The sequence below is a fragment of the Chloroflexota bacterium genome, assembly GCA_009840625.1.
In the GTDB taxonomy this organism is placed as follows: Bacteria; Chloroflexota; UBA11872; order UBA11872; family VXNJ01; genus VXNJ01.
This window is the reverse complement of record VXNJ01000001.1, coordinates 663,096-682,318: the sequence shown is the minus strand read 5'-3', so window position 1 is coordinate 682,318 and position 19,223 is coordinate 663,096. Positions and strand designations below refer to the sequence as shown.

Sequence of the window (19,223 nt, the reverse complement as noted above, 5' to 3'; positions counted from 1 at the left end):
TTCGGAGGAATGGTCGACACAGTTGGCAAAGTTCCAGGGCCTTGCGCGGAGGGCGCCCGGCGCCTACTCGGGAGTAAGACCCAGGACCAGGTCGCGCAGCGTCACCAGGCCCAGCGGCGACCCGTCATCGTCGACCACCAGCGCCCTCGAGACACGGAAGTTGACCAGCAATCGCACCGCGTAGCGCGCCAGCATGCCGGTTCGAACGGTAAGCGTTGGTTTCGACATGATTTCGTAAACGTTTACTCGTTCCGGTGCGCGATTGTGGGCAATGACCTCGCGGGCCACGTCGCTGACCACGATCAGCCCCAGCTCGTCGTCATCGCGGCGCCGGTTCACGACCAGCGAACTGATTTGCAACCGCTGCATGATCTCCATCGCCTCGGCCACCGTGGCCAATCCGTCGATTGCATGCACCTGCGACCCCATGACGTCGGAAACCCGAATGGATCGGTCATTGCCCGAATCGTTCATAGGGCGTTTTCCAGCTCCTCTTTCAGGGTCGGCAACTGCGACTCGAGCCCGACCACGTCCTCGATGGCGAGTTGAAAAGCGACGCCGGCGCCGCTCTCCCGGTCCATGCCGCTAGCTTTCGCGATGCCCTCGAGGATGTCCCGGGCCCGCGGTTCCGCCACCAGGAAAAGCAACACATCCCGCTTCGATGTCAAGCCCAGACCGAGGAAGGTCCTGCCCGGCTTCAGCCCCTCGCCGCGCACGCTGCTGATGATCGTGGCACCGGTCGCTCCGCCGGCGCGCGCGACATCGATGATCTGACTAGTCTTATCGTCGCCCACCAGCGCGACGATCAGCGCCATCTTCAAGGTTTGACCTCCTGACGCTGTCTCCGCCCGCGCCAGCGTTCCACCCTTTCGGCGGTGATGGCATAGCCTAGCACCGACATGATCGGGAATACGCTGGCGAAGGCGATGAGACCGAACCCGTCGATCAGCGGACTGCGGCCCGGTACGCTGGCGGCCAATCCCAACCCCAGCGCCGCCACTACCGGCACCGTGACGGTCGAGGTGGTTACGCCTCCGCTGTCGTAGGCCAAGGGAACTATCGTGCGGTTGCTCAGGAAAGTCTGAACGATAACGATGATGTAGGCCGCCAGGATGTACCACGGCAGGGGCGTGCCGGTCACGATGCGAAAGCACCCCAGCGAGACGCCGGCGGCCACGCCCAGCGCGACGGCGATGCGCAGTCCCCAGGCGTTTACCGCGCCACCCGAGACCTCCTCGGCTTTCAGCGCCACGGCGATCAACGACGGCTCGGCCACCGTAGTGGCGAATCCGATGGCGGCCGCGAACAGATAAACCAGCCAGTAGCCTTCCCAGCGAACCGCGCCCGCGAAGGCCCCCGCTTGCTCGGTAAGCTGTCTGGCCATCGTCTCCCCGATGGGAAATAGCGCCCGTTCCAGGCCAATCAGGAAAAGTGCCAGCCCCAGCAGCACCATGACCGAGCCCGCGGCGATACCCGCCAGGTTCGGTATCCCGCGCCGAAGCACCCCCACCTGAAACACCACCAGGATTGCGACGATCGGGGTTACGTCGCGCAGCGTATTGAACAGGGTTTCGCCGGAAAAGGCCAGGAAATCCAGCATCACCTGGCCAATCCGTAGGCCAGCACGCAAATCATGGGGCTGAGACTGGCAAACGCGATCAGCCCGAATCCGTCAAGCATCGGGTTGCGCCCGCGGATGGTGGACGCCAACCCCACCCCCAAAGCGGTGATCAACGGCACCGTGATCGTGCTGGTCGTCACGCCCCCGGAGTCGTAAGCCACGCCTACGATCTCCGCCGGCGCGAACACGGTCATGACCATGACCACCGCATATCCGGCGATGATGAACCGGTGGATGGGCCAACCCTTCAGAATCCGCAACACTCCCAGCACAATGGCCAGACCGACGGCGAACGCCACCACCAGCCGCAATTCGAGCGCGTACCGCTCCTGGGCGGCCAGGCTGTCGCCAATGAATCCGGCCGCCGCCGCCACATCGGCCGCCTCGGCGGCCACGGCGATGAGCGCCGGCTCGGCCACGGTGGTCCCGAACCCGAGGCTGAAGGCCAATCCCACCAGCGCCAGGGTGCTCCCCTTGCGGGCAATACCCTCCGCCAGCGCCTCGCCGAGCGGGAAAAGCCCGCTTTCGAGCCCTTGGATAAACAACGCCAATCCGAGGACAACGCACAACAGCCCAACCGCCACGTTGGCCACGTCGGGAAAGGGCTGCCGCAGAACCACGATTTGGAAGAAAGCGATAACGGCGAAGATGGGCAGCAGATCTCGCACCGCGCCCACCACCCTCCCGGCCAGGCCGGTGGCCAACCTGGTCAACCAATATCCCGCGCCGACGGCCGGAATAGGTCTTGCAATCCTGCGCAGGGCGGTTACCTGATCGGAAGCGGCCGGGAACTGGTCAAGTGCAAGCCGAGGCCTTGGTCCTGGTTGAACAACGACGATTGCTACGCCGAACCGTCAATATTCTTGCCGGTTATTGAACGGATCCGAGTGCTCGGCCGTCAGCGCGACCCGGATCCCGGGCAAGTTGATTGCAGCCGGGTCGCACGCGGAATGACCCTGGCCGCGGTCGGCAGATCGTCGAAGGGGCTTTGCGGCCAGCCCCGATCAGCCCAAGGACCGATCTTCGGGAAGCGGTGAATTCGGAACGGCCGGGCTCGATACCCTTCCGGAACGGTTTCCGGTCGGATTTGTTCGGCAACCGGCGCGCAATCGGGCGGCCGCGTGGCCCGCATGCGTCCGCCCGGCCCGCCTGCGCGATCAGGGGTTCCCGCGCGCCCCGCGCGTGGACGGCTTAACCTTTAGGCATGGGTGCTTGGCGACGATTCGGCGACCGCAATTTGAGCAGATTGCGATTGGTGTTCCTGGTCCTGGCGCTGGCGCTGCTGGCGGCCTGCGAACAGACCACCGAGACCGCGGTGACGGCGACCACCCCGTCGCCGACGGCCGCGCCCGAGGATCCTGGTTTCGAACTGGCGCGTTTCCACGCCGAGACCGCGGCCTTGCTGAATCAAGGCCTTCGGGTTGTCTCCACGGAAGATGTCAGCGAAGACGTTACCTGGACCATTGTCATCGAGTCGGTCCCGGCTTCGGACCTGGTCCGCATGGTTTTCACGGCTGCCGGACCGCGGCCGGCCGAGGTAGAAATCGCCGGAACCCCCAGCCGGATATACCTGCGCGGCCAGAACGCTCAGGAAGATGTGGACTGGGTCTCGCTGCCGACCAGCGGGGACGAACGCGACGTGTTCTTCGATGGCGCGCCGGGACTCTCCCTGCTGACCGCCGAGCGTCTCCTTAAGGCCTGGGAAGAAGCCGACGAGACTGTCAGCTGCGGTCCTGGCAAGAGCTGTTACGCGCTCACCAGCGACGGGGAGCCGGGGATCGAATTGCTGGTCGACGAGCAGTCGTACCGGCTGGTCAGTTATCTGGAAACGTCCGCCGACGGCGAAGACACGCTCCAGTTCGACGTCGAACTGGCGGCCGACATCGACATTCAGTTGCCCGCCGACGACGGAACCGAACTCGATTCGGACCAATTCGGGACGGTGTTCCTGACCCTGCTTTCGGCGGTAACCGAGACCAACCAGGAAACGGCACCGGAGCCGCCCGAGGTTGAGATTTCGCCCGGGTCAATCGAGTACCGCGACCTGGGCCGGCGGTTGATCGCAAAGTTCTACGCCGAACAGGTGGACGCCGTCTGGGGCCTGATGAACGAAGAGGCCCAGGAAGCCTTCGGCTCGCTCGAAAACCTGATCGAAGCGCGGGCGGCGACGCTGGGGGCTTTCGGTCAGGAAGAACTGGTCTTTGAGGAGTACGTGACCAAGGTCGGCGAGTTTGAGATTTACGAGCGGATTGTGAAGATGCCCAACGCGGCCGGACCGGTTTCGCTGCGCTTTGCCTTCGATACGCAGGGCCGGATCGCCGGATTCGATATCGATTACGCCTCCGGCGGGCAAGCGGCGGCCGAAAACCCGAATTCAGATTTGACTCCCTCAACCCGCCTCAGTCTGCCCTTCGAGGGACAGTACCTCGTGCAGTGGGGTGGCCGGCTGCCGCCCCAGAACCGCTACGCGGTAGATCCCCGCCAGCAGTTCGGCTACGATTTCGTGCTGGTAGAGAACGGTGCCCTGCACCGCGGCAGCGGTCTTGCCAACGAGGACTATTTCTGCTTCGGCAAACCGGTGCTGGCGCCAGCGGGCGGTTCGATCTTCGTGATTTCGGACGGGCAGGCCGACAACCAACCGGGCCAGATCTCGCACGAGAACGAATACGGCAATTTCGTCGTGCTCTCGCACGGCGCTGGCGAGTTTTCGTTCTTGACTAACCTCCGCCAGGGTTCGATCGCGGTCGTGCAAGGGCAGGTGGTTGAAGCGGGCGAGAAAGTTGGCGAATGCGGCAACAGCGGCGCCTCATCCATCCCGCACATCCACATCCACCTGCAGGATGCGGCCGATCCGCTCTACGCGTTCGGCATCCCGGCCCGCTTTAGCAATTACGCGGTCGCCGGATTCGGCCCGGTGGCGATCGGCGAACCGACTTCTGGACAGACGGTAGGCAACCGCTAGGCTTCCGCGCCGGAGGCCCCGGCGCCCCACCGGTATTCGGGGATGCACCGGCCATAAGTTTTATTCCTGGCCATACGATGGGGTCAGCCGACGATTTTGCAGAGTCCGGTTTTTGGCCGGTCAGTCGGCAGCATTCGGGGCTTATTCGAGGAGCGAGTTAACGCGATGGCCTTTTTCGTCAATGGTGATGTCCGAATCCGCTATGAGGAGGTTGGAACCGGCTTCCCGTTGCTGGTCACCCCGGGCGGCGGTCTCAACTCCCAGTTAAGCCTTTGGCCCGCGCAGGTGTTCAACGCCATGGAGGAATTCAAGAATGATTTCCGCTGTATCACCATGGACCAGCGCAACGCGGTCGGCGGCGGCTCGAGCGGGCCAATTCAGTTTGACGATCCCTGGGATGCGTTCGCCGACGACCAGTTGGGGTTGATGGACCATCTTGGAATATCAGAGTTTTTGTTCATGGGCTACTGCATAGGTGGCCCATTCGCGCTCAAGCTGATGGAACGGGCGCCCGAGCGCGTCCTGGCGGCCGTTTTCTGCCAACCGGTCGGCTACAACCGCTCCGAACCAGACGCGATGGTCGACCACGGGCGCGACGGTTGGGGTAAGGAGCTGTGTGCCGAACGCGCTGACGTGACGATGGAAATGGTCGATCGATACCTGCACAATCTGTACCGCGTCCGACCCGACTTTGCATACAGCGTTTCGCGGGATTTTGCGCGCTCCTGCCGGACCCCGATGCTGGTGATGCCCGACGACACGCCGGCCCACTCGTACGAGGCCGCCATGGATCTGGTGGCGCTGGCGCCAAACGCGCAGGTCACCGCCTACCCCTGGAAGGAGTCGGCTGACATTAAAGCTCGAACAATCGATCAGGTTCGCGACTTCCTGCGATCGCATCAGCCTGCGGCTGCCGCACCCTGAACCCGTTCGGCGCACGGCGGCCTGGACCAGCGGCGGGGCCGTCCGGACCATACTGCGCGGCCCGCTCAAGCTGACCGGGCACCACCCAAGCGCGGCAACTCTGCGCGGCTGCCGCTCCGCGATCCGGACCGGCGCCGCAGCCCCGGAGGGCGGAACCGATCCGGCGGCGACTGCCCCATAGCGGGCAATAATGGCGATTCCCAACCGCCCTGGACCGCCGCGCGGCGAAGCCGGCGGCGACTGGGAGTGACAAGTTGAACGCCTCCGCTAGCTGATCGGGAGGTGACATCTGGGGAGAAGAGTTTTGGGTTGGTCGATTGCGCAGCCTACGGGCCTCACTTACAACCGCAGCACCCAGACGTACAAGGGATATACGCTGATCTGCCCGAGCGGGTCCGCATCGGTTTACCTGATCGACATGCAAGGCCGGATTGTTCACACGTGGGAACCCAGTTTTTTCCGCTGCAATCATTGCAAGCTTCTCCCCAACGGCAACCTGCTTGCCCTCGGCCGGGACAGCTCGATCGGCCGGCCGGATCCGCCGATGCCCGGCGACCCCCAGTTGCCGTTCGACGAGGACGTCCGGCGGCTCGGCGCCAACGCGACCGAATTGCGCGAAATCGACTGGCAAGGCCAGACGGTTTGGAGCCACCGCAACTGGTACCTGCACCATGATTTCCATCGGACCGCGGACGGACGCACGTTCGTGCTCGAATTTGCGCAGATGTCGAAAGAGCTCACCGACCGGGTACAGGGCGGTTTTGTCCCGGCAGGCGATGTGGCGCCCGAGCAACTCATCGGCGACGACTTGGTCGAACTCGACGCGGACGGCGAAGAAATCGGCCGCTGGGCGCTGCACGAGTACCTGGACCCCGAAGTTGACATACTCTGCCCGCTGGATATGCGCCACGAGTGGAGCCACGCCAACGGCATCGATGTCGACGGCGATCGCCTGCTGCTGTCGCTGCGCAACACCCACACCGTTCTCATCCTCGACCGCGTAAAGGACGCGATCACCTGGCGCTATGGCTGGCCCAAGATCGCCCACCAGCACAATGCGACCTTCGTCGACGGCGGCAAGGTCCAGATCTTCGACAACGGCACGCACGCGCCCCGTTCCCAGGTTTCATCAATCCTCGAGGTCGACCCGGCAACCGATGAGGAGACCTGGCGCTACCAAGCAAATCCACGCGAACAGTTCTATTCGGGCCACATCTCCGGGGCGCAGCGGCTGCCCAACCGCTCGGTGCTCATCTGCGAAGGCACCTCGGGTCGCGTCTTCGAGGTAATGCGCACTGGGCAGGAAGTCTGGGAGTGGATCAATCCGTTCATCAACCAGCGGCCGGACGGGGTGTCCATGAGCTGGTTGTTCCGGGCCTATCGGTACGGGCTCGACTACCCGGCTTTCGTCGGCAAGGACCTCGATCCGCGCCGGTTTGCCGCGCTAAACCGCGCCTACGGGCTGGGGATCCGCGGCGCCCGCTGGCGCTGATCACTGGATCCCTACAGGCCGAGCGGCTCCAGCCATTGGCCGATCAGCTTCTCGGCGGCGCGGTTCAGCGAGGATGAACAGCGTGCCGCGTCGGCGCGCAGGCGCGCTGGGTCGACACCATCGGTTTGCGCGATTTCCAATGCGTGCCCGATGAGCCACGCCTCCAACCCCGCGGCTTCAACCTCCACGTGAAACTGCAGGGCCAGGCCGTGGGCTTCCAGCGCGAACGCCTGCACCCCGCAGGCCGGCGTGAGCGCCAGCAGGTCGGCGCCCTCGGGCAGTTCGGCGCAGTCGCCGTGCCAGTGCAGGACCGCCAGCCCCGCCAGCGGAGCGAGCGGCGAACGCCGGCCGCGGTCGGTTAGCTCGACCGGGAAATATCCGAGCTCGCGGCGCGGTCCGGGAGCGACCTCGGCGCCCAAAGCCTGGGCCATGATCTGGTGACCCAGGCATATTCCCAGGACCGGCCGCCCGGTCTGCAGGCGCTCGGCCACCAGGGCAAGTTCGGTGGTCAGGAACGGATAGCTCTCCAGTTCGTAGGCGCCTATCGGTCCGCCCAGAACCACCAACAAATCGGCCTCCCGGGCCGGTGCAAGGTCTTCGCGCCAGGCGTCAACGTATCCGACCTGGTGCCCGCGCCGACGGAGCAACGGGTCCAACACTCCCAGATCTTCGAAATGGACGTGGCGGATCGCGATCACAGACGCCATCGGTCAGATCACCGCCTCTGACGCGCCGGCGGCAACGGCCGCAGTTGCCGGAAGTTCGAAGGGGCCGTCATGCCCGGGCGGCGACTTGCCCGGATCGCTCAGCTGCCAGCCGGGCGGCGAGCCGGAGCGCGTACTCCATGCTTTGCGCATCGGCCTGGCCCTGGCCGGCGATGTCGAACGCTGTGCCGTGCGCCGGGGTCGTGATCACCAGCGGCTGCCCGGCTTGGACCGTTACCCCTTTGTCGAACCCGAGCAGTTTGGTGGCGATCTGGCCCTGGTCGTGGTACATCATCACGACCGCGTCGAACTCCCCGTCGCGGGCGCGCAGAAAAATCGTATCGGCGGGAATCGGACCGGTCACGCGCAGGCCTTCCGCCTGCAGCCGGCGCACCGCCGGGGCGATGATGCGGATTTCCTCGTCGCCGAACAAGCCCTCGTCGCCGCCGTGCGGATTCAATGCCGCAACGCCCAGGCGCGGTCGGGCCTTGCCCATGCCGGCCAGGGTGCGGTCGGCCAGCCGCACGACTTTGGCGATTCTCTCCGGAGTAATCAGGTCCAGGGCCTCGCGCAGCGACACGTGCGAGGTGACGCGGAAGGTGCTGAACTGCGGAATGACGTTCATTTCGCCAAAATCGCCTTCGAATCCGGTCATGCTGGCGATCAGGCCGGCTCCGTCGTTAAATGGCGATCCGCCCAGGTGCAGGGCCGCCTTGTTGAGCGGGGCGAAGCAGATCGCGTCCAATTCACCAGCCAGGGCGTGGTCGATTACGATCTGCAGCGTTTGTATGCAGGCCCTGCCCGCGGCCGCCGAAGCGCGGCCCTTGGCAACCACTCCCGGGTCGGCGTTGTTCAAATCCACCAGGGGCACGCCCGTTTCGCATTCCGCCCCGGCTAGCGATGCATGGGTCTTGTACCGGATGTCGACCCCGGCTTCCCGGATTCCCAGCTCAAGCACCCGGCGGTCGCCGAACAGCACCGGCCGGGCCACGCCCTCCAGTGCCCCCGACGCCAGAGCCTTGACCGTAATCTCCGGACCGATTCCGGCCGCGTCGCCCAGCATCAACCCGATGAGCGGCGGGCGTTTCGACATCAAACAGTCGTCCAATCTTGGGCGCCAGAGGGCCGGGGCAATTTCAACCTAAACGCAAGTCCCGATCGGGTCCTTCGCCGGCGGTATCGGCGGCAGCCGGGTTACCCGGCTTCGGCCCGGATCCGGCCCGGACCCAGCAAGCGCAGTCGGTCGCCGTCGATTTGAACCAGTCCGGCACCGACGGCGGTCCCCGCCACGCGCCGGGCAAATTCGGGTTCCCAGCCGAGTCCGGCGTGCAGGTGCTCGAGTTCGCTTTCGCGGCGTTCCTGCGGGGTGCCGTAGTGGTTTAGCAGGTGTTTGACCAGCAGCGTCTGGGCGAATTCAAGCTGCCGCCGCCGCCGGATCCGCAGCCGCGCTATCAAGCCGCGGCGCGGGGACGCCAGCACCGCGCCGGCGAATTGGATCCCGATGACGCAGGCGACGGATCCGGCGATGGTCGTGTCGAAATACCAGGCGCCGCCGTACCCAAGAATCGCGGCGCTGGCGCTCAGGCCAAGCGACCAGACGACCATACGTGGCAGGCGTCGGGTGAGCAGCAAAGCGCTCGCCGGCGGTCCCACCACCAGCGCCACCACCAGGATGGAACCGACCGAATCGAACGCGGTCACTGCGGTCAGCGAGGTGGCCGCAACCAGACCGAGTCCGATCGCCCCCGGCGACATGCCCATTGCGGCGGCCAGGCCCGGATCGAAGCTGGACACCTTGAGTTCTTTCCAGAAGGCGGCCGTCAGTGAGGCGTTGAGCAGCAGGACGGCGCCGAGATACAGGAACGATCGTGGGACCGAGAGCCGGCCGATTTCTACCCGGTCGAAGGGGGCTAGTCCAATCTCCCCGGTCAGGACTACGTCGGTGTCCAGGTGCACGTTTTCGGCCAGCAGGGTGATCAGCAGTACCGCCAGGGCGAACAGCACCGGGAATACGAGCCCGATTGCGGCGTCGGTGCGGACCAGCGGTCGCCGCGCAAGGAGGTTCACCATGACTACGGTGAGGATTCCGATCAGCGCCGCGCCGGCCCGCAGCAGCGGCGAACCCAGGTCCCCGCTGAGCAGGAACGCCAACACGATCCCCAGCAGCACCGTATGCGAGATCGCGTCGACCAGCATCGCCGATCCGCGCAGCACCAGCCAGGTTCCGGGCAAGCAGCACGACCATCCGGCCAACAGGGCCACGGTCAGGACTTCGAGCTGGCCGGGGGTCAAGGGGAAGTCCCCGGCAACGCGATGTTGCGTTCATCCAGGATCCCGCGGGCCCGCGCGATTCCCTGGGCGGTCAACCTCCAGCCCTGTCCCGGGGAGCCGGTCGCCAGGCCGGCCGCGGCTAGCTCCCGAACCATCTCGTCGACGCCGTCGAGGTCGGGGATGCTGGCTTGGATTGCCGCCGCCGAGTGCAAGTGCTGACCGCTTAAATGCTGCCCTTCCAGGGCGAGCATCGCCGCCAGGGTCTTCTCAAGCCGGAAGCGGCTGCGGCGACGCTGGGTGCGCACGTACTCGGCAATGACCCCGTGCCGCGGTGCCGCGACGATCGACACGAGGGCGATTGCGCCCAGGCTCAGGACCACCAGCGGGCCGGTCGCCAGCGACGGGCCGAGGATCGAGACGAAGGCGCCGGCCACGCCCCCGGTCACGCCAAAGGCAGCGCTCAGGGTGGTCACCACCGCGAAGCGGTCGGACCACTGGCGGGCTGCCACGGCCGGCGCCACCAGCATCGCGCTCATCAACACCACGCCCACGACTTTGAGCCCGGCCGCGATCGTCACCACCAGTAGCAGAACAAGCAACAGGTCGAGGCGACGCACCGCGACTCCGGCCACCTGGGCGAATTCGTAATCGAAGCAAATCGCCCGGAATTCGTTCCATCGCCAAGCAACTGCCGCCAGCACCAGCAAAGCGGTGGCGGCGATGGTGAGCAGGTCCGCGGCTACGATCGCCGCGGCCTGGCCGAAGAGGAAGTTGTTCAGCCCAGCCTGGGCGCTGTCGCCGCGCGACTGGGCGACCAGCAGGACCATGCCGAGTCCGAACGCGGCGGTCAGGACCAGGGCGAGGGCCGAATCGAACTTGACCGGGGTCGAGCGTGCCGTAAGTGAGATTGCGGCCGCCGCCGCAACTCCGGTGACACTGGCCCCGGCAATAAGGGCCCAGGGTTCGCGGACTCCCACCAGCATCGCTGCCACAACCACCCCGGGAAGGGTGGCGTGCGAAACCGCATCGCCCATCAGACTCTGCCCCCGGGCGACGGCGAACGATCCGATCACCCCGCTGATCAGGCCCATTGCCGCCGCGCCGGCGGCCACGGTTCGGAAAGTGTGGCCAAGCAGGTACTGGTTGAGGAACTCGCCTAGTTCGGGCACTGGATCAGTCGGTGTCTGCCAGCAGCGGGTTCTGGACCCCGTAGGCCAGGCTCAGGTTGGCGTTGGTGAACTCGGCCGCGACCGGGCCGGCCGCGATTCGCGAGACGTTCAGAATCAGGACGTGGTCGAAGTACTCGGCCACCGTCCCCAGGTCATGGTGAACCGCCAACACTGTGCCACCGCCCTGCTGGATCCTTGCAAATAAGTCCGCGATCGTGCGCTCGGATACCGCGTCGATGCCCTGGAATGGTTCATCCAGGATGAAGAGCGATGCGTCCTGGACCAGGGCGCGGGCAAGGAATACGCGTTGTTGTTGGCCCCCGGATAGGTCGGCGATGTGCCGGTTCGCAAACTCGCTCATGCCGACGTCGGCCAGCGCGGCGCGGGCCCGCTGGTTGTCGTCGCGCCCCGGACGGCGCAGCCAACCCAGATGCCCGAAGCGACCCATCAGGACCACGTCGAGGACATTGATCGGGAAGTCCCAGTCGACGCTCTCGCGCTGCGGCACGTAGGCGACCCGTCGCCGATCCGGGTCCCGCGCCGTACCGAACAACTCGATGGTCCCGGCGGCCGGCTTCACCAGTCCCAGCACCGCCTTCAGAAGGGTCGATTTGCCGGCCCCGTTGGGACCGACAACCGCCATCGCGGCACCCTGCGGGACATCGAGATCAAGGTCCCAAAGCGCGGGCTTTTCCTCGTATGCAACGGTGAGGTCAGCAACCCGCAGGGCCGGAGCATCCTCGGCCGAGTTCATTGCCCGAGCGCGCCCGCGATCGCCGCTACGTTGGCCCGGTACATGCCTTCAAACGTCCCGGCATCCGAATCGCGCGGCCCCAGCGCATCCGAGAAAAGTTCCCCTCCGATCTGGACCTGGTGCCCCTGGGCCCGTGCCGCCTCGAGAACGGCGCGCATCGTTTGGTCCGGAACCGAGGTTTCGATGAATATCGCCGGGATTTTTTCTTCGGTCAGAAAGTTCGCCAACCGCTGAACGTCGCCGGCCCCGGCTTCGGAAGCCGTCGATATCCCCTGGAGACCGTAGACCTGAAATCCCCATGCGCGCCCGAAGTAGCCGAATGCATCGTGGGCAGTGACCAGTATCCGCCGGTCCGGGGGTACCTTTTCCAGCTGAGACCCGGCCCATCGGCCAAGTTCCGCCAGCCCGCGAAGGTAATCCTCGGAGTTGGCCTCATATTCATCGGCACCGGCCGGATCGGCGGCCGCGAGTTCCGTGGTTATGGTCGCGACCGCCTGCGACCAGAGCTCTAAGTCAAACCACACGTGCGGGTCGTGCCCGCCTTGTAAACCCGCGGTATCGATGAGAGCGCTCTCGGGCATGTCGCGCGTGACCGCCACCGAACGGCGGCCGTCGCGACCCAAATTGGCCAATATGTCGGCCAGTTTGGCCTCCAAATGCAGGCCGTTGAAGAAGATGACGTCGGCCTGTTCCAAGCGCACCAGGTCCCCTTCGGACAGGACGTACAGGTGCGGATCCGTGCCCGGCCCCATCAGGGCGTGCAACGTGACGCGATTGCCGGCCACGTTGGCGACGACGTCCTCGATTTGCCCGGTGGTGACCACCACCCGCAGCCGACCGTCGTCCGGTTGGGCGGCGTCGCAACCAAACAGGGCCGCCGCCAGCAGCGCAAACGCGCCGACGAGGCGCAGCCGGCTGGGTGAGCGGGACCGGAGTCCGCGGGCGATGAAAACGAACAACCGGATTCAGTTGCAGATGATAATCATTTACAAAAAGGATTGTAATCACGCCGGCGGGGGCGTCGCAGCGCTTGTCGCAAAGCTCGCCCGCGCGGGCATCTGGCAAACTGCAATCTGGTTCAGCATCCGACGAGAAATGTACGAACGCGCATGCCCGAGAAATTGAATCTGCGTCAGAAGTTGCTGGCCGGCGAAACGGTGATGGGACCTTTCTTGACCATGCCCAGCCCCGACGTAGTCGAAATGATCGCCATCGCCGGTTTCGACTTTGCGATCGTCGATACCGAGCATGGCATGTATTCGGAAGAGCGGGCCGCCCAGCTGGTTCGCGCTGCCGCCGCCCGGTCGATGGCAGCGGTCGTCCGCGTGCCGCAGGTGGACCCGCCACAAATCACCAAGGCGCTCGATATGGGAGCTCAGGGGGTTATGGTCCCCCAGATCTCAAGTCCGGAGGCGGCTGCACGCGCCGTGGCCGCCGCCCGCTATCACCCCCTGGGCAACCGCGGCGTGATGGCGCACGTGCGCAATGCCGATTATTCCTCGCTGGGTGACCCCGGGTTCTACGAACGCGAGAACGAACGAGCAGCGGTAATCCTGCAGATCGAGGGATCAGAGGGAATTGAATGCCTGCCGCAACTATGCCGCCTGGACGGAGTCGACTGTTTCTTTATCGGCGTGATGGATTTGTCGCAATCGCTGGGAGTGCCTGGGCAGCCTGAGCACCCGACGGTCATCGAACAGGTGGCGACGACGGTGGATTTGTGCGCTCGCTACGGCAAAGCCCTGGGGATTTACGCTTTTGATCCGGAGCCCGCCCGGCGCTGGCTGGACATGGGAATTCAGTTTCTCGGCTATCACACAGATGCCGGCGTGATGGTTGAAGCGTTCCGCCGGTTGCGCCGCCAACTGGCTCAGTAGCGGGCCAGGCGCCAGAAGACCGCCGCCACCCCGGCGGCGAGGAAAAAGACCGAACTGATCACCAGGGCCAGGAAGAGGGCCGGGAATTCAACGCTCAGGCTGCCAGTCGGGATTTGCGCTATTTCGACCTGTTGGGCAATTGCCACCAGCAGCGACCCGGCGAGCACACCCTGCAGCATGGCGCTGGAACCCAGCCAGCGAGCCCGGGCCGCGTCGCTTCCGCCGCGCCGCACCCGGTCCCCGATCACCCAGCCAGCGGCCACTCCGGCGATCAATGCCAGCGGGGAGAAGACGTTGTACCCCGACGCCAGCAGGAAAAAGACGTTGGCCGCGCCGGCGATCCCGGTCAATATCAGGGCCTCGGAAAGCGCCTGGCGCCGCCTGCGCGTTGCCGGCGGGGGCTGCCCCATGCATTCAAAGCAGATCAGTCCGGCGTCGGTGCGCTGCAGACACTCCTGGCAGTAGGGCCGCTGGCAGCGAATGCAGTCAAGCAGAGTCGGGAGCCCGCAATGCGAGCAGACCTTGGACGACAGGGCTGAAAGCTAGCGGCGCGGCCGTCGCGCGCGCTTGAAATAGGTGGGCCAGGCCGCCAGCTGCAGTTCCTTGCCCGCCGCCAGGCGCTTGAGGTTGTCGTGATGCCGCCAGATGATCATCGCGCTGCCCAGGGCCACGTAAACCATTCCCCACGGGGACTGCCAGAGACCGGTGAAATACAAGGTGAACGCGAGCAGCACGGCGATCAGCGTACCGATGAGTGACCCCAGCGAAACGTAGCGCAGGGCCGCGACCAGGCCCACGCCGACTATCACCGCCGCGATCACCACGACCGGGTAAATGACCAGCCCGGCGCCGATGCCGGTGGCTACCCCCCGTCCGCCGCTGAAGCCGTTGAAGATCGACCAGTTGTGACCGATCACCGCCGCCAGGGCGGAAATCGCTTGGATTCCGGGCAGGTCTTGGAAGAGGAGGCCCGGAATGAGCGCGGCGGCCACACCCTTGAGCAGGTCCGCCAGCAGGACGATCGCGCCGGCCGCCGGACCGACCACGCGCAGCGCATTAGTGGCACCGTAATTGCCGCTGCCTTTGGTCGAAAGGTCGGCTGAGAACACCCCTTGGGCGACCCAGCGGGCAAAGGGCATCGATCCCAGTAGATACGCCGCCAGGGTCACGATGACCAGGTAGAGAATCGAAGAAATTTCGGAGTTCATGCTCTTCCGCCACGCCCGCCCGATTGCTTGCCTCGCGCCGATCGCGCGCGCATGCGAATCACCGTGCCCTCAAGCTTAAATTGCCGTCGCAAACCGTTCTCGAGATAGCGCATATAGGACCCGTGAACGAACTTCGGGTCGGAGAAAAAAAGGTCGAAGCGCGGCGGCTTTTGACCGGTCTGAGTCGCGTAGCGCAGACGGGCCACTTGCCCGCGCGGTCCGCGCGCGGTGCGGCGCTGGCCCAGTGTTAGCAGGCATCGGTTCAGCTGGGGCGTGGGAATCGCCAGGGCCCGGTTGTCGTAAACCTCCAGCGCCAGCCGCGGCACATTTTTGATGCTGCGCCCGGTCAGCGCCGAGACCTGCGCCAGCGGCGCATGGGCAATGAACCGCATCCGGACCCGCAGCGAATCCTGGAAACGGTGCAGGGCGCTCGCGTCCTCTTCCAGCAGGTCCCACTTGTTGGCAGCGAGGACGAGGCCGCAACCGCATTCGGCCGCGTACCCGGCAATGTGGGCATCTTGTGCGGTCACGCCCTCGCTGGCGTCAATCACCAGTACGCACACGTCGGCGCGGTCGATCGCGCGCAGCGATCGGATCACCGAAAAACGCTCCACCCCCATCTGGACCCTGCCGCGCCTGCGCAACCCGGCCGTGTCCAGAAGCGTAAGGCGCCGACCGGACCACTGGTATTCGGCATCGACCACGTCGCGGGTGGTCCCCGGCACCGGGCTGGTCAGCGAGCGCTCCTGTCCGAGCAATGAGTTGAGCAGGGTCGATTTGCCGGTATTCGGACGACCCGCGATCGCGACCTGCGGTAGGTCAGCGGTTTCCGGCGCAGGGACTTGCGCCGGAATCAGGCGGCCTATCTGACCCAAGGCCGCGGCCGTCCCGCGGCCGCGACGGGCGGAAACCGCCAGCGGCGTGCCTAGACCGAGGCGGTGGAATTCGGGCGCCAGTTGATCGCGTTCCGGAGAGTCGCATTTGTTCACCAACAACAGGCGCGGCAGGCCCGACCGCCGTACTACCGCGGCGACCGCCAAGTCCTCGGTCGTCACGCCCAGGGTTGAGTCGGCTACGACCACAAGCAGGTCGGCGTCCTCGACGGCGCCGCGGGCCAGCTGGTCGGCGGCGAGCGCCAGTTCATCGCGCTGATTGGCAAAGAGTCCGGCCGTATCCACCAGGAGGAATGACCGCCCACGGTGCTGCACGCGCCGGTAGGAGCGATCGCGGGTCGTGCCGGGCTGGCCCTCGACTACCGCGTGACGCGACCTGGTGAGGCGGTTGAACAACGACGATTTGCCGACGTTGGGCGGCCCGATCAAGGCGGCGACTGCGACCAATTCAAATTCCTCTGATTCAACCGTGGCGCCGGGTCAGGACCGGTCGCCGGTGAATTGCTCAAGTTCGGGGGCGATCGCCGCACTGGCCGATTCAGGCAGCAGTCGGGCGATCTCGTGCATGATCGCCCAGCTGGCCCAGCGGGCCGCGCGACCGCCGCGCAGGGCAGCCGGCGGACGCAACCGGAAAGGGGGCCCGAAGCGCATCGCCACCGATTCCGGTTCGGGGCAGGCCAGTTGCGAAAGATCCAGCCGTTCCAACCCGTCAACGACCGCCGGGACAACCGGCGCTCCGGACCGCAGCGCCAGCAAGCCGGCGCCCGGATAGGGACGCCCCAGGATTCCGTCGCGGTGGCGCGTCCCTTCGGGAAAAATGCAGACCGCTCCGCCATCGGCCAGGGCCTTCAAGCCGCGCCGCAAGCCGGTAGTTTCAGCTACGTTGCGCTGAACCGGGATGGCGCGCAGGGCGTGAATTGCGTATCCGATGAGGGGCCATTCGAAAAGGGACGACTTGGCCAGAAACTGCAACTGGCGCGGCGAGTAGTGGGCCAGGAAGTTCACGTCGGCGTTGTGGACGTGGCGGGCGGCCACGATTACCGGGCCGTGTGATGGAACGTTCTCTAGCCCCTCGAGGCGGATGGGTTCGCAATAGAGGCGCAGGTAGACATCGAAAAAGGAAGTAACGGCGGTCATGAGCAGCGAATTCGCCAACGGCCACTCCGGACGGGCCTGGGCGCCGTTGAAGGCGGCCAGGATCGCCCTGGTCACCGCCCGCGCCGACAGGGACTCAGTATCAAGGATCAATGCTCCGGGCGGGACCCGCAGGGGCGAACTGGCGCGATTGGTGTCGAAATCGTCGCGCCGCTCGATTTCGCTGCGGACTTGGTCAACGCCGCCGGCAAGCCCGGCCCCGCCGCGGTGGTCCGAATGCAGGCGGCGCGCCCGGACCGCGGCGCTGGCCCGCAGATAAACCTTCAGATCGGCTTCGGGACAAACGGTTGTCCCGACGTCGCGGCCAAGCAGCACCGCCCCATCGTGCAAGAGCGCACGCTGCTTGGGCAAAAGCGCGGTCCGGACTGCGTCCTGGCGGGCCACCAATGGGACCGCGCGTTCGACCTGGGCCAGATAAAGATGTGCCGTCGAGGAGCGCAGCCGGGGGTCCAGCAGGCGGCCGTTGATCCGGAGCTTTGGCCGGCTGCCCGGACTCAGGTCGGCTTCGAGTTCGCGGGCTGCGTCACGCGCGGCCGATCCGTCGCGCGGATCCTTGCCCCAGCGCAGGCATTCGTAGGCGACCGCGCGGTATACCAGGCCGGTATCAATCAGGCAGAGACCCAGCCGTTCGGCGACCGCCAGTCCTACCGTCGTCTTGCCCGAACCGGACGGGCCGTCGATTGTGATGATCGGGCTGGCCATTCGCCGTTGTCCCTAGCTCATTTCTGGATAGTTGCGGCCCAGTAATTCTCCGATTGGGTAGCCGGGATTCGTTATCAACCTCAATATCATTTGCTAGGTTTTTGCGCCCGGGAGTCGCAGTGGAATCCAACGTCTCGCTGGAAATCGCCCGTTATCTGCGCGGATTGGGGGTGGAACGCGCCTACGGCCTGCCCGGCGGCGAGGTTACCCACGTGATCGACGCGATGATCGAAGTCGGAATCGACTGGGTGCTGGTGCACCACGAAGCCGCGGCGGCCCACATGGCCGACGCCGAAAGCCAGGTCACCGGCCGGCCGGCGGTTTGCGTTTCTACGGTCGGCCCGGGAGCTTCCAATCTCGTCAACGGGGTCGCCAACAGCTTCCTCGAGCGCAGCCGGGTGATTGCCATCGTAGGCGAATATGATGCCGCGGAACGATCCTCCATGGTCCACATGAATCTGGACCTGAAGGCCTTGTTCGAACCCATCTCGGCTTACGTTGAGCGCATTGACGCCGCAAATCTGGCAGCCACCCTGAGCCATGCCACCAACGTCCTGCAGGCGCCGGTTCCCGGACCGGTTACGCTGCTGGTTTCCGCCTCCGACCAGCGGGTGCCGACCGCCCCGCTCGACCTTCCGGCCCCGCTTGCCAACGGCCAGGTGCTTGAATCAGCGGCGGGGACCGTGGCCGATCTCCTGGAGGGCGCCAGCAGGCCGGCACTAATCCTGGGGGTGGGAGTCCGTGATCCGGACCTGATCGACAGCGCCCGCGCGCTGGTCAACGCCCTGGACCTGCCGGTGGTGATAACACCCAAGGCCAAAGGCTGGATTTCCAGCGACGACCCTCGCTTGGCGGGGGTCCTGGCTTCGTACGGCTCTAGCGGCTCCGAACAATTGCTTGCCGGCGCGGACCTGATACTGGCGATCGGCCTTGACGGGACGGACTTTATCCGGCCATGGCGATTTACCGCGCCGCTGCGCCTGGAGCCGGCGTCCCGAACCGATCCGTCGGTGCCGGGCGAGCAAATCATTTGCGAATTGAACCTGACCCTTGGCGAACTTTGCGAGAGCGGCCTGGGCCCGTTCAGGGGCGTCCGCCGCGCCGCCGAGGCGCGAGGGCAGGCCGAGGTAGATCGCAGCGCCGGGACGCTGCCGGCGCGCACCCTGCCGGACCACATGCGCGGGGGCCTTGATCCGGTGGATGCCCTGCGGGCGATCCGACGCGCCACTCCGCGGTCGGCAATTACGACTTGCGACGTTGGAATGTTCAAACTGGCCATCTGCCAGTACTGGGACTCTTACAGCCCGCGCACCTTCCTGGTGTCCAACGGGTTGTCCACGATGGCATACGGTCTTCCGGCAGCCAGCGCGGCCGCGCTGGCCGGCGATGAACCGGTCGTGGCGTTTGTCGGCGACGGCGGGCGGCAGAAGGGCGCCCGCGAGCGTGAAACCCAGGACCGGGTGGACCGGCCGGGAACCCTGGTGGTGGCGG

Annotated in this window: 18 protein-coding genes and 1 pseudogene (1 of these 19 only partly in view); 5 read left to right on the top strand and 14 right to left on the bottom strand. The window is 65.7% G+C overall.

Features of this window, described 5'->3' with window-relative positions; genetic code table 11:
- Nucleotides 1-63 precede the first annotated feature (63 nt).
- Genes F4X41_03070 through F4X41_03055 form a run of 4 tightly spaced genes read right to left on the bottom strand, consistent with a single transcriptional unit; the run spans nt 64 to nt 2,301 of the window.
- A complete protein-coding gene (locus tag F4X41_03070; GenBank protein ID MYB16005.1) occupies nt 64-474 on the bottom strand; it encodes a CBS domain-containing protein in 411 nt (136 codons plus the stop codon).
- Nucleotides 471-821 carry a P-II family nitrogen regulator gene (locus tag F4X41_03065; protein MYB16004.1) on the bottom strand — a complete coding sequence of 117 codons (351 nt, stop codon included), beginning with the start codon at nt 819-821 and terminating at the stop codon, nt 471-473. The genes F4X41_03070 and F4X41_03065 overlap by 4 nt, the downstream gene beginning before the upstream one ends.
- Complete coding sequence (locus F4X41_03060; protein ID MYB16003.1) at nt 818-1,600, bottom strand: DUF1538 domain-containing protein; 783 nt, start codon at nt 1,598-1,600, stop codon at nt 818-820. Before F4X41_03060 ends, F4X41_03065 begins: the two co-directional genes overlap by 4 nt.
- On the bottom strand, nt 1,600-2,301 hold the full coding sequence (locus F4X41_03055; GenBank protein MYB16002.1) for a DUF1538 domain-containing protein: 702 nt from the start codon (nt 2,299-2,301) through the stop codon (nt 1,600-1,602). The genes F4X41_03060 and F4X41_03055 overlap by 1 nt, the downstream gene beginning before the upstream one ends.
- 524 nt (nt 2,302-2,825) lie before the next feature.
- Between F4X41_03055 and F4X41_03050 the strand changes: the two genes are divergently transcribed.
- The 3 genes from F4X41_03050 (at nt 2,826) to F4X41_03040 (ending at nt 6,999) form a co-directional block, all read left to right on the top strand.
- Nucleotides 2,826-4,583, top strand: a complete 1,758-nt coding sequence (locus tag F4X41_03050; GenBank protein ID MYB16001.1) for a peptidoglycan DD-metalloendopeptidase family protein — start codon at nt 2,826-2,828, stop codon at nt 4,581-4,583.
- Nucleotides 4,584-4,748: 165 nt separating this feature from the next.
- Complete coding sequence (locus tag F4X41_03045) at nt 4,749-5,507, top strand: alpha/beta hydrolase (GenBank protein MYB16000.1); 759 nt, start codon at nt 4,749-4,751, stop codon at nt 5,505-5,507.
- A gap of 304 nt (nt 5,508-5,811) precedes the next feature.
- Nucleotides 5,812-6,999: a hypothetical protein gene (locus tag F4X41_03040; protein ID MYB15999.1), complete on the top strand. Its 1,188-nt coding sequence runs from the start codon at nt 5,812-5,814 to the stop codon at nt 6,997-6,999.
- Nucleotides 7,000-7,010: 11 nt separating this feature from the next.
- Here F4X41_03040 and F4X41_03035 read toward each other — a convergent pair whose 3' ends face one another.
- From F4X41_03035 to F4X41_03010, 6 genes are all read right to left on the bottom strand, one after another.
- The gene (locus F4X41_03035) at nt 7,011-7,706 is read right to left on the bottom strand and encodes a glutamine amidotransferase (protein MYB15998.1); all 696 of its coding nucleotides are present in this window, start codon (nt 7,704-7,706) and stop codon (nt 7,011-7,013) included.
- Nucleotides 7,707-7,773: 67 nt separating this feature from the next.
- On the bottom strand, nt 7,774-8,796 hold the full coding sequence (locus F4X41_03030) for a 4-hydroxythreonine-4-phosphate dehydrogenase (protein ID MYB15997.1): 1,023 nt from the start codon (nt 8,794-8,796) through the stop codon (nt 7,774-7,776).
- 101 nt (nt 8,797-8,897) lie between these two features.
- Nucleotides 8,898-9,995: a metal ABC transporter permease gene (locus F4X41_03025; protein MYB15996.1), complete on the bottom strand. Its 1,098-nt coding sequence runs from the start codon at nt 9,993-9,995 to the stop codon at nt 8,898-8,900.
- Entirely contained in the window at nt 9,992-11,143 is a 1,152-nt protein-coding gene (locus F4X41_03020) for a metal ABC transporter permease (protein MYB15995.1), read from the bottom strand. The genes F4X41_03025 and F4X41_03020 overlap by 4 nt, the downstream gene beginning before the upstream one ends.
- Before the next feature lie 4 nt (nt 11,144-11,147).
- Nucleotides 11,148-11,897: a metal ABC transporter ATP-binding protein gene (locus tag F4X41_03015; GenBank protein ID MYB15994.1), complete on the bottom strand. Its 750-nt coding sequence runs from the start codon at nt 11,895-11,897 to the stop codon at nt 11,148-11,150.
- The gene (locus F4X41_03010) at nt 11,894-12,808 is read right to left on the bottom strand and encodes a manganese transporter (GenBank protein MYB15993.1); all 915 of its coding nucleotides are present in this window, start codon (nt 12,806-12,808) and stop codon (nt 11,894-11,896) included. The genes F4X41_03015 and F4X41_03010 overlap by 4 nt, the downstream gene beginning before the upstream one ends.
- A 198-nt stretch (nt 12,809-13,006) precedes the next feature.
- Between F4X41_03010 and F4X41_03005 the strand changes: the two genes are divergently transcribed.
- Nucleotides 13,007-13,774, top strand: a complete 768-nt coding sequence (locus F4X41_03005) for an aldolase (protein MYB15992.1) — start codon at nt 13,007-13,009, stop codon at nt 13,772-13,774.
- Here the strand turns inward: F4X41_03005 and F4X41_03000 are convergent.
- From F4X41_03000 to F4X41_02985, 4 genes are all read right to left on the bottom strand, one after another.
- Nucleotides 13,768-14,184 (bottom strand): hypothetical protein, encoded by a 417-nt coding sequence (locus F4X41_03000; protein ID MYB15991.1) that lies wholly within the window; start codon nt 14,182-14,184, stop codon nt 13,768-13,770. The genes F4X41_03005 and F4X41_03000 overlap by 7 nt on opposite strands.
- Before the next feature lie 132 nt (nt 14,185-14,316).
- On the bottom strand, nt 14,317-14,982 hold the full coding sequence (gene plsY / locus F4X41_02995; protein MYB15990.1) for a glycerol-3-phosphate 1-O-acyltransferase PlsY: 666 nt from the start codon (nt 14,980-14,982) through the stop codon (nt 14,317-14,319).
- The gene (locus F4X41_02990; protein MYB15989.1) at nt 14,979-16,322 is read right to left on the bottom strand and encodes a ribosome biogenesis GTPase Der; all 1,344 of its coding nucleotides are present in this window, start codon (nt 16,320-16,322) and stop codon (nt 14,979-14,981) included. Before F4X41_02990 ends, plsY begins: the two co-directional genes overlap by 4 nt.
- A 33-nt stretch (nt 16,323-16,355) precedes the next feature.
- The gene (locus F4X41_02985; protein MYB15988.1) at nt 16,356-17,732 is read right to left on the bottom strand and encodes a (d)CMP kinase; all 1,377 of its coding nucleotides are present in this window, start codon (nt 17,730-17,732) and stop codon (nt 16,356-16,358) included.
- 119 nt (nt 17,733-17,851) lie between these two features.
- On the opposite strand from F4X41_02985, the pseudogene F4X41_02980 reads away from it, so the two are divergent.
- A pseudogene (locus F4X41_02980) lies at nt 17,852-19,223 on the top strand (thiamine pyrophosphate-binding protein) (it continues 134 nt past the right edge of the window).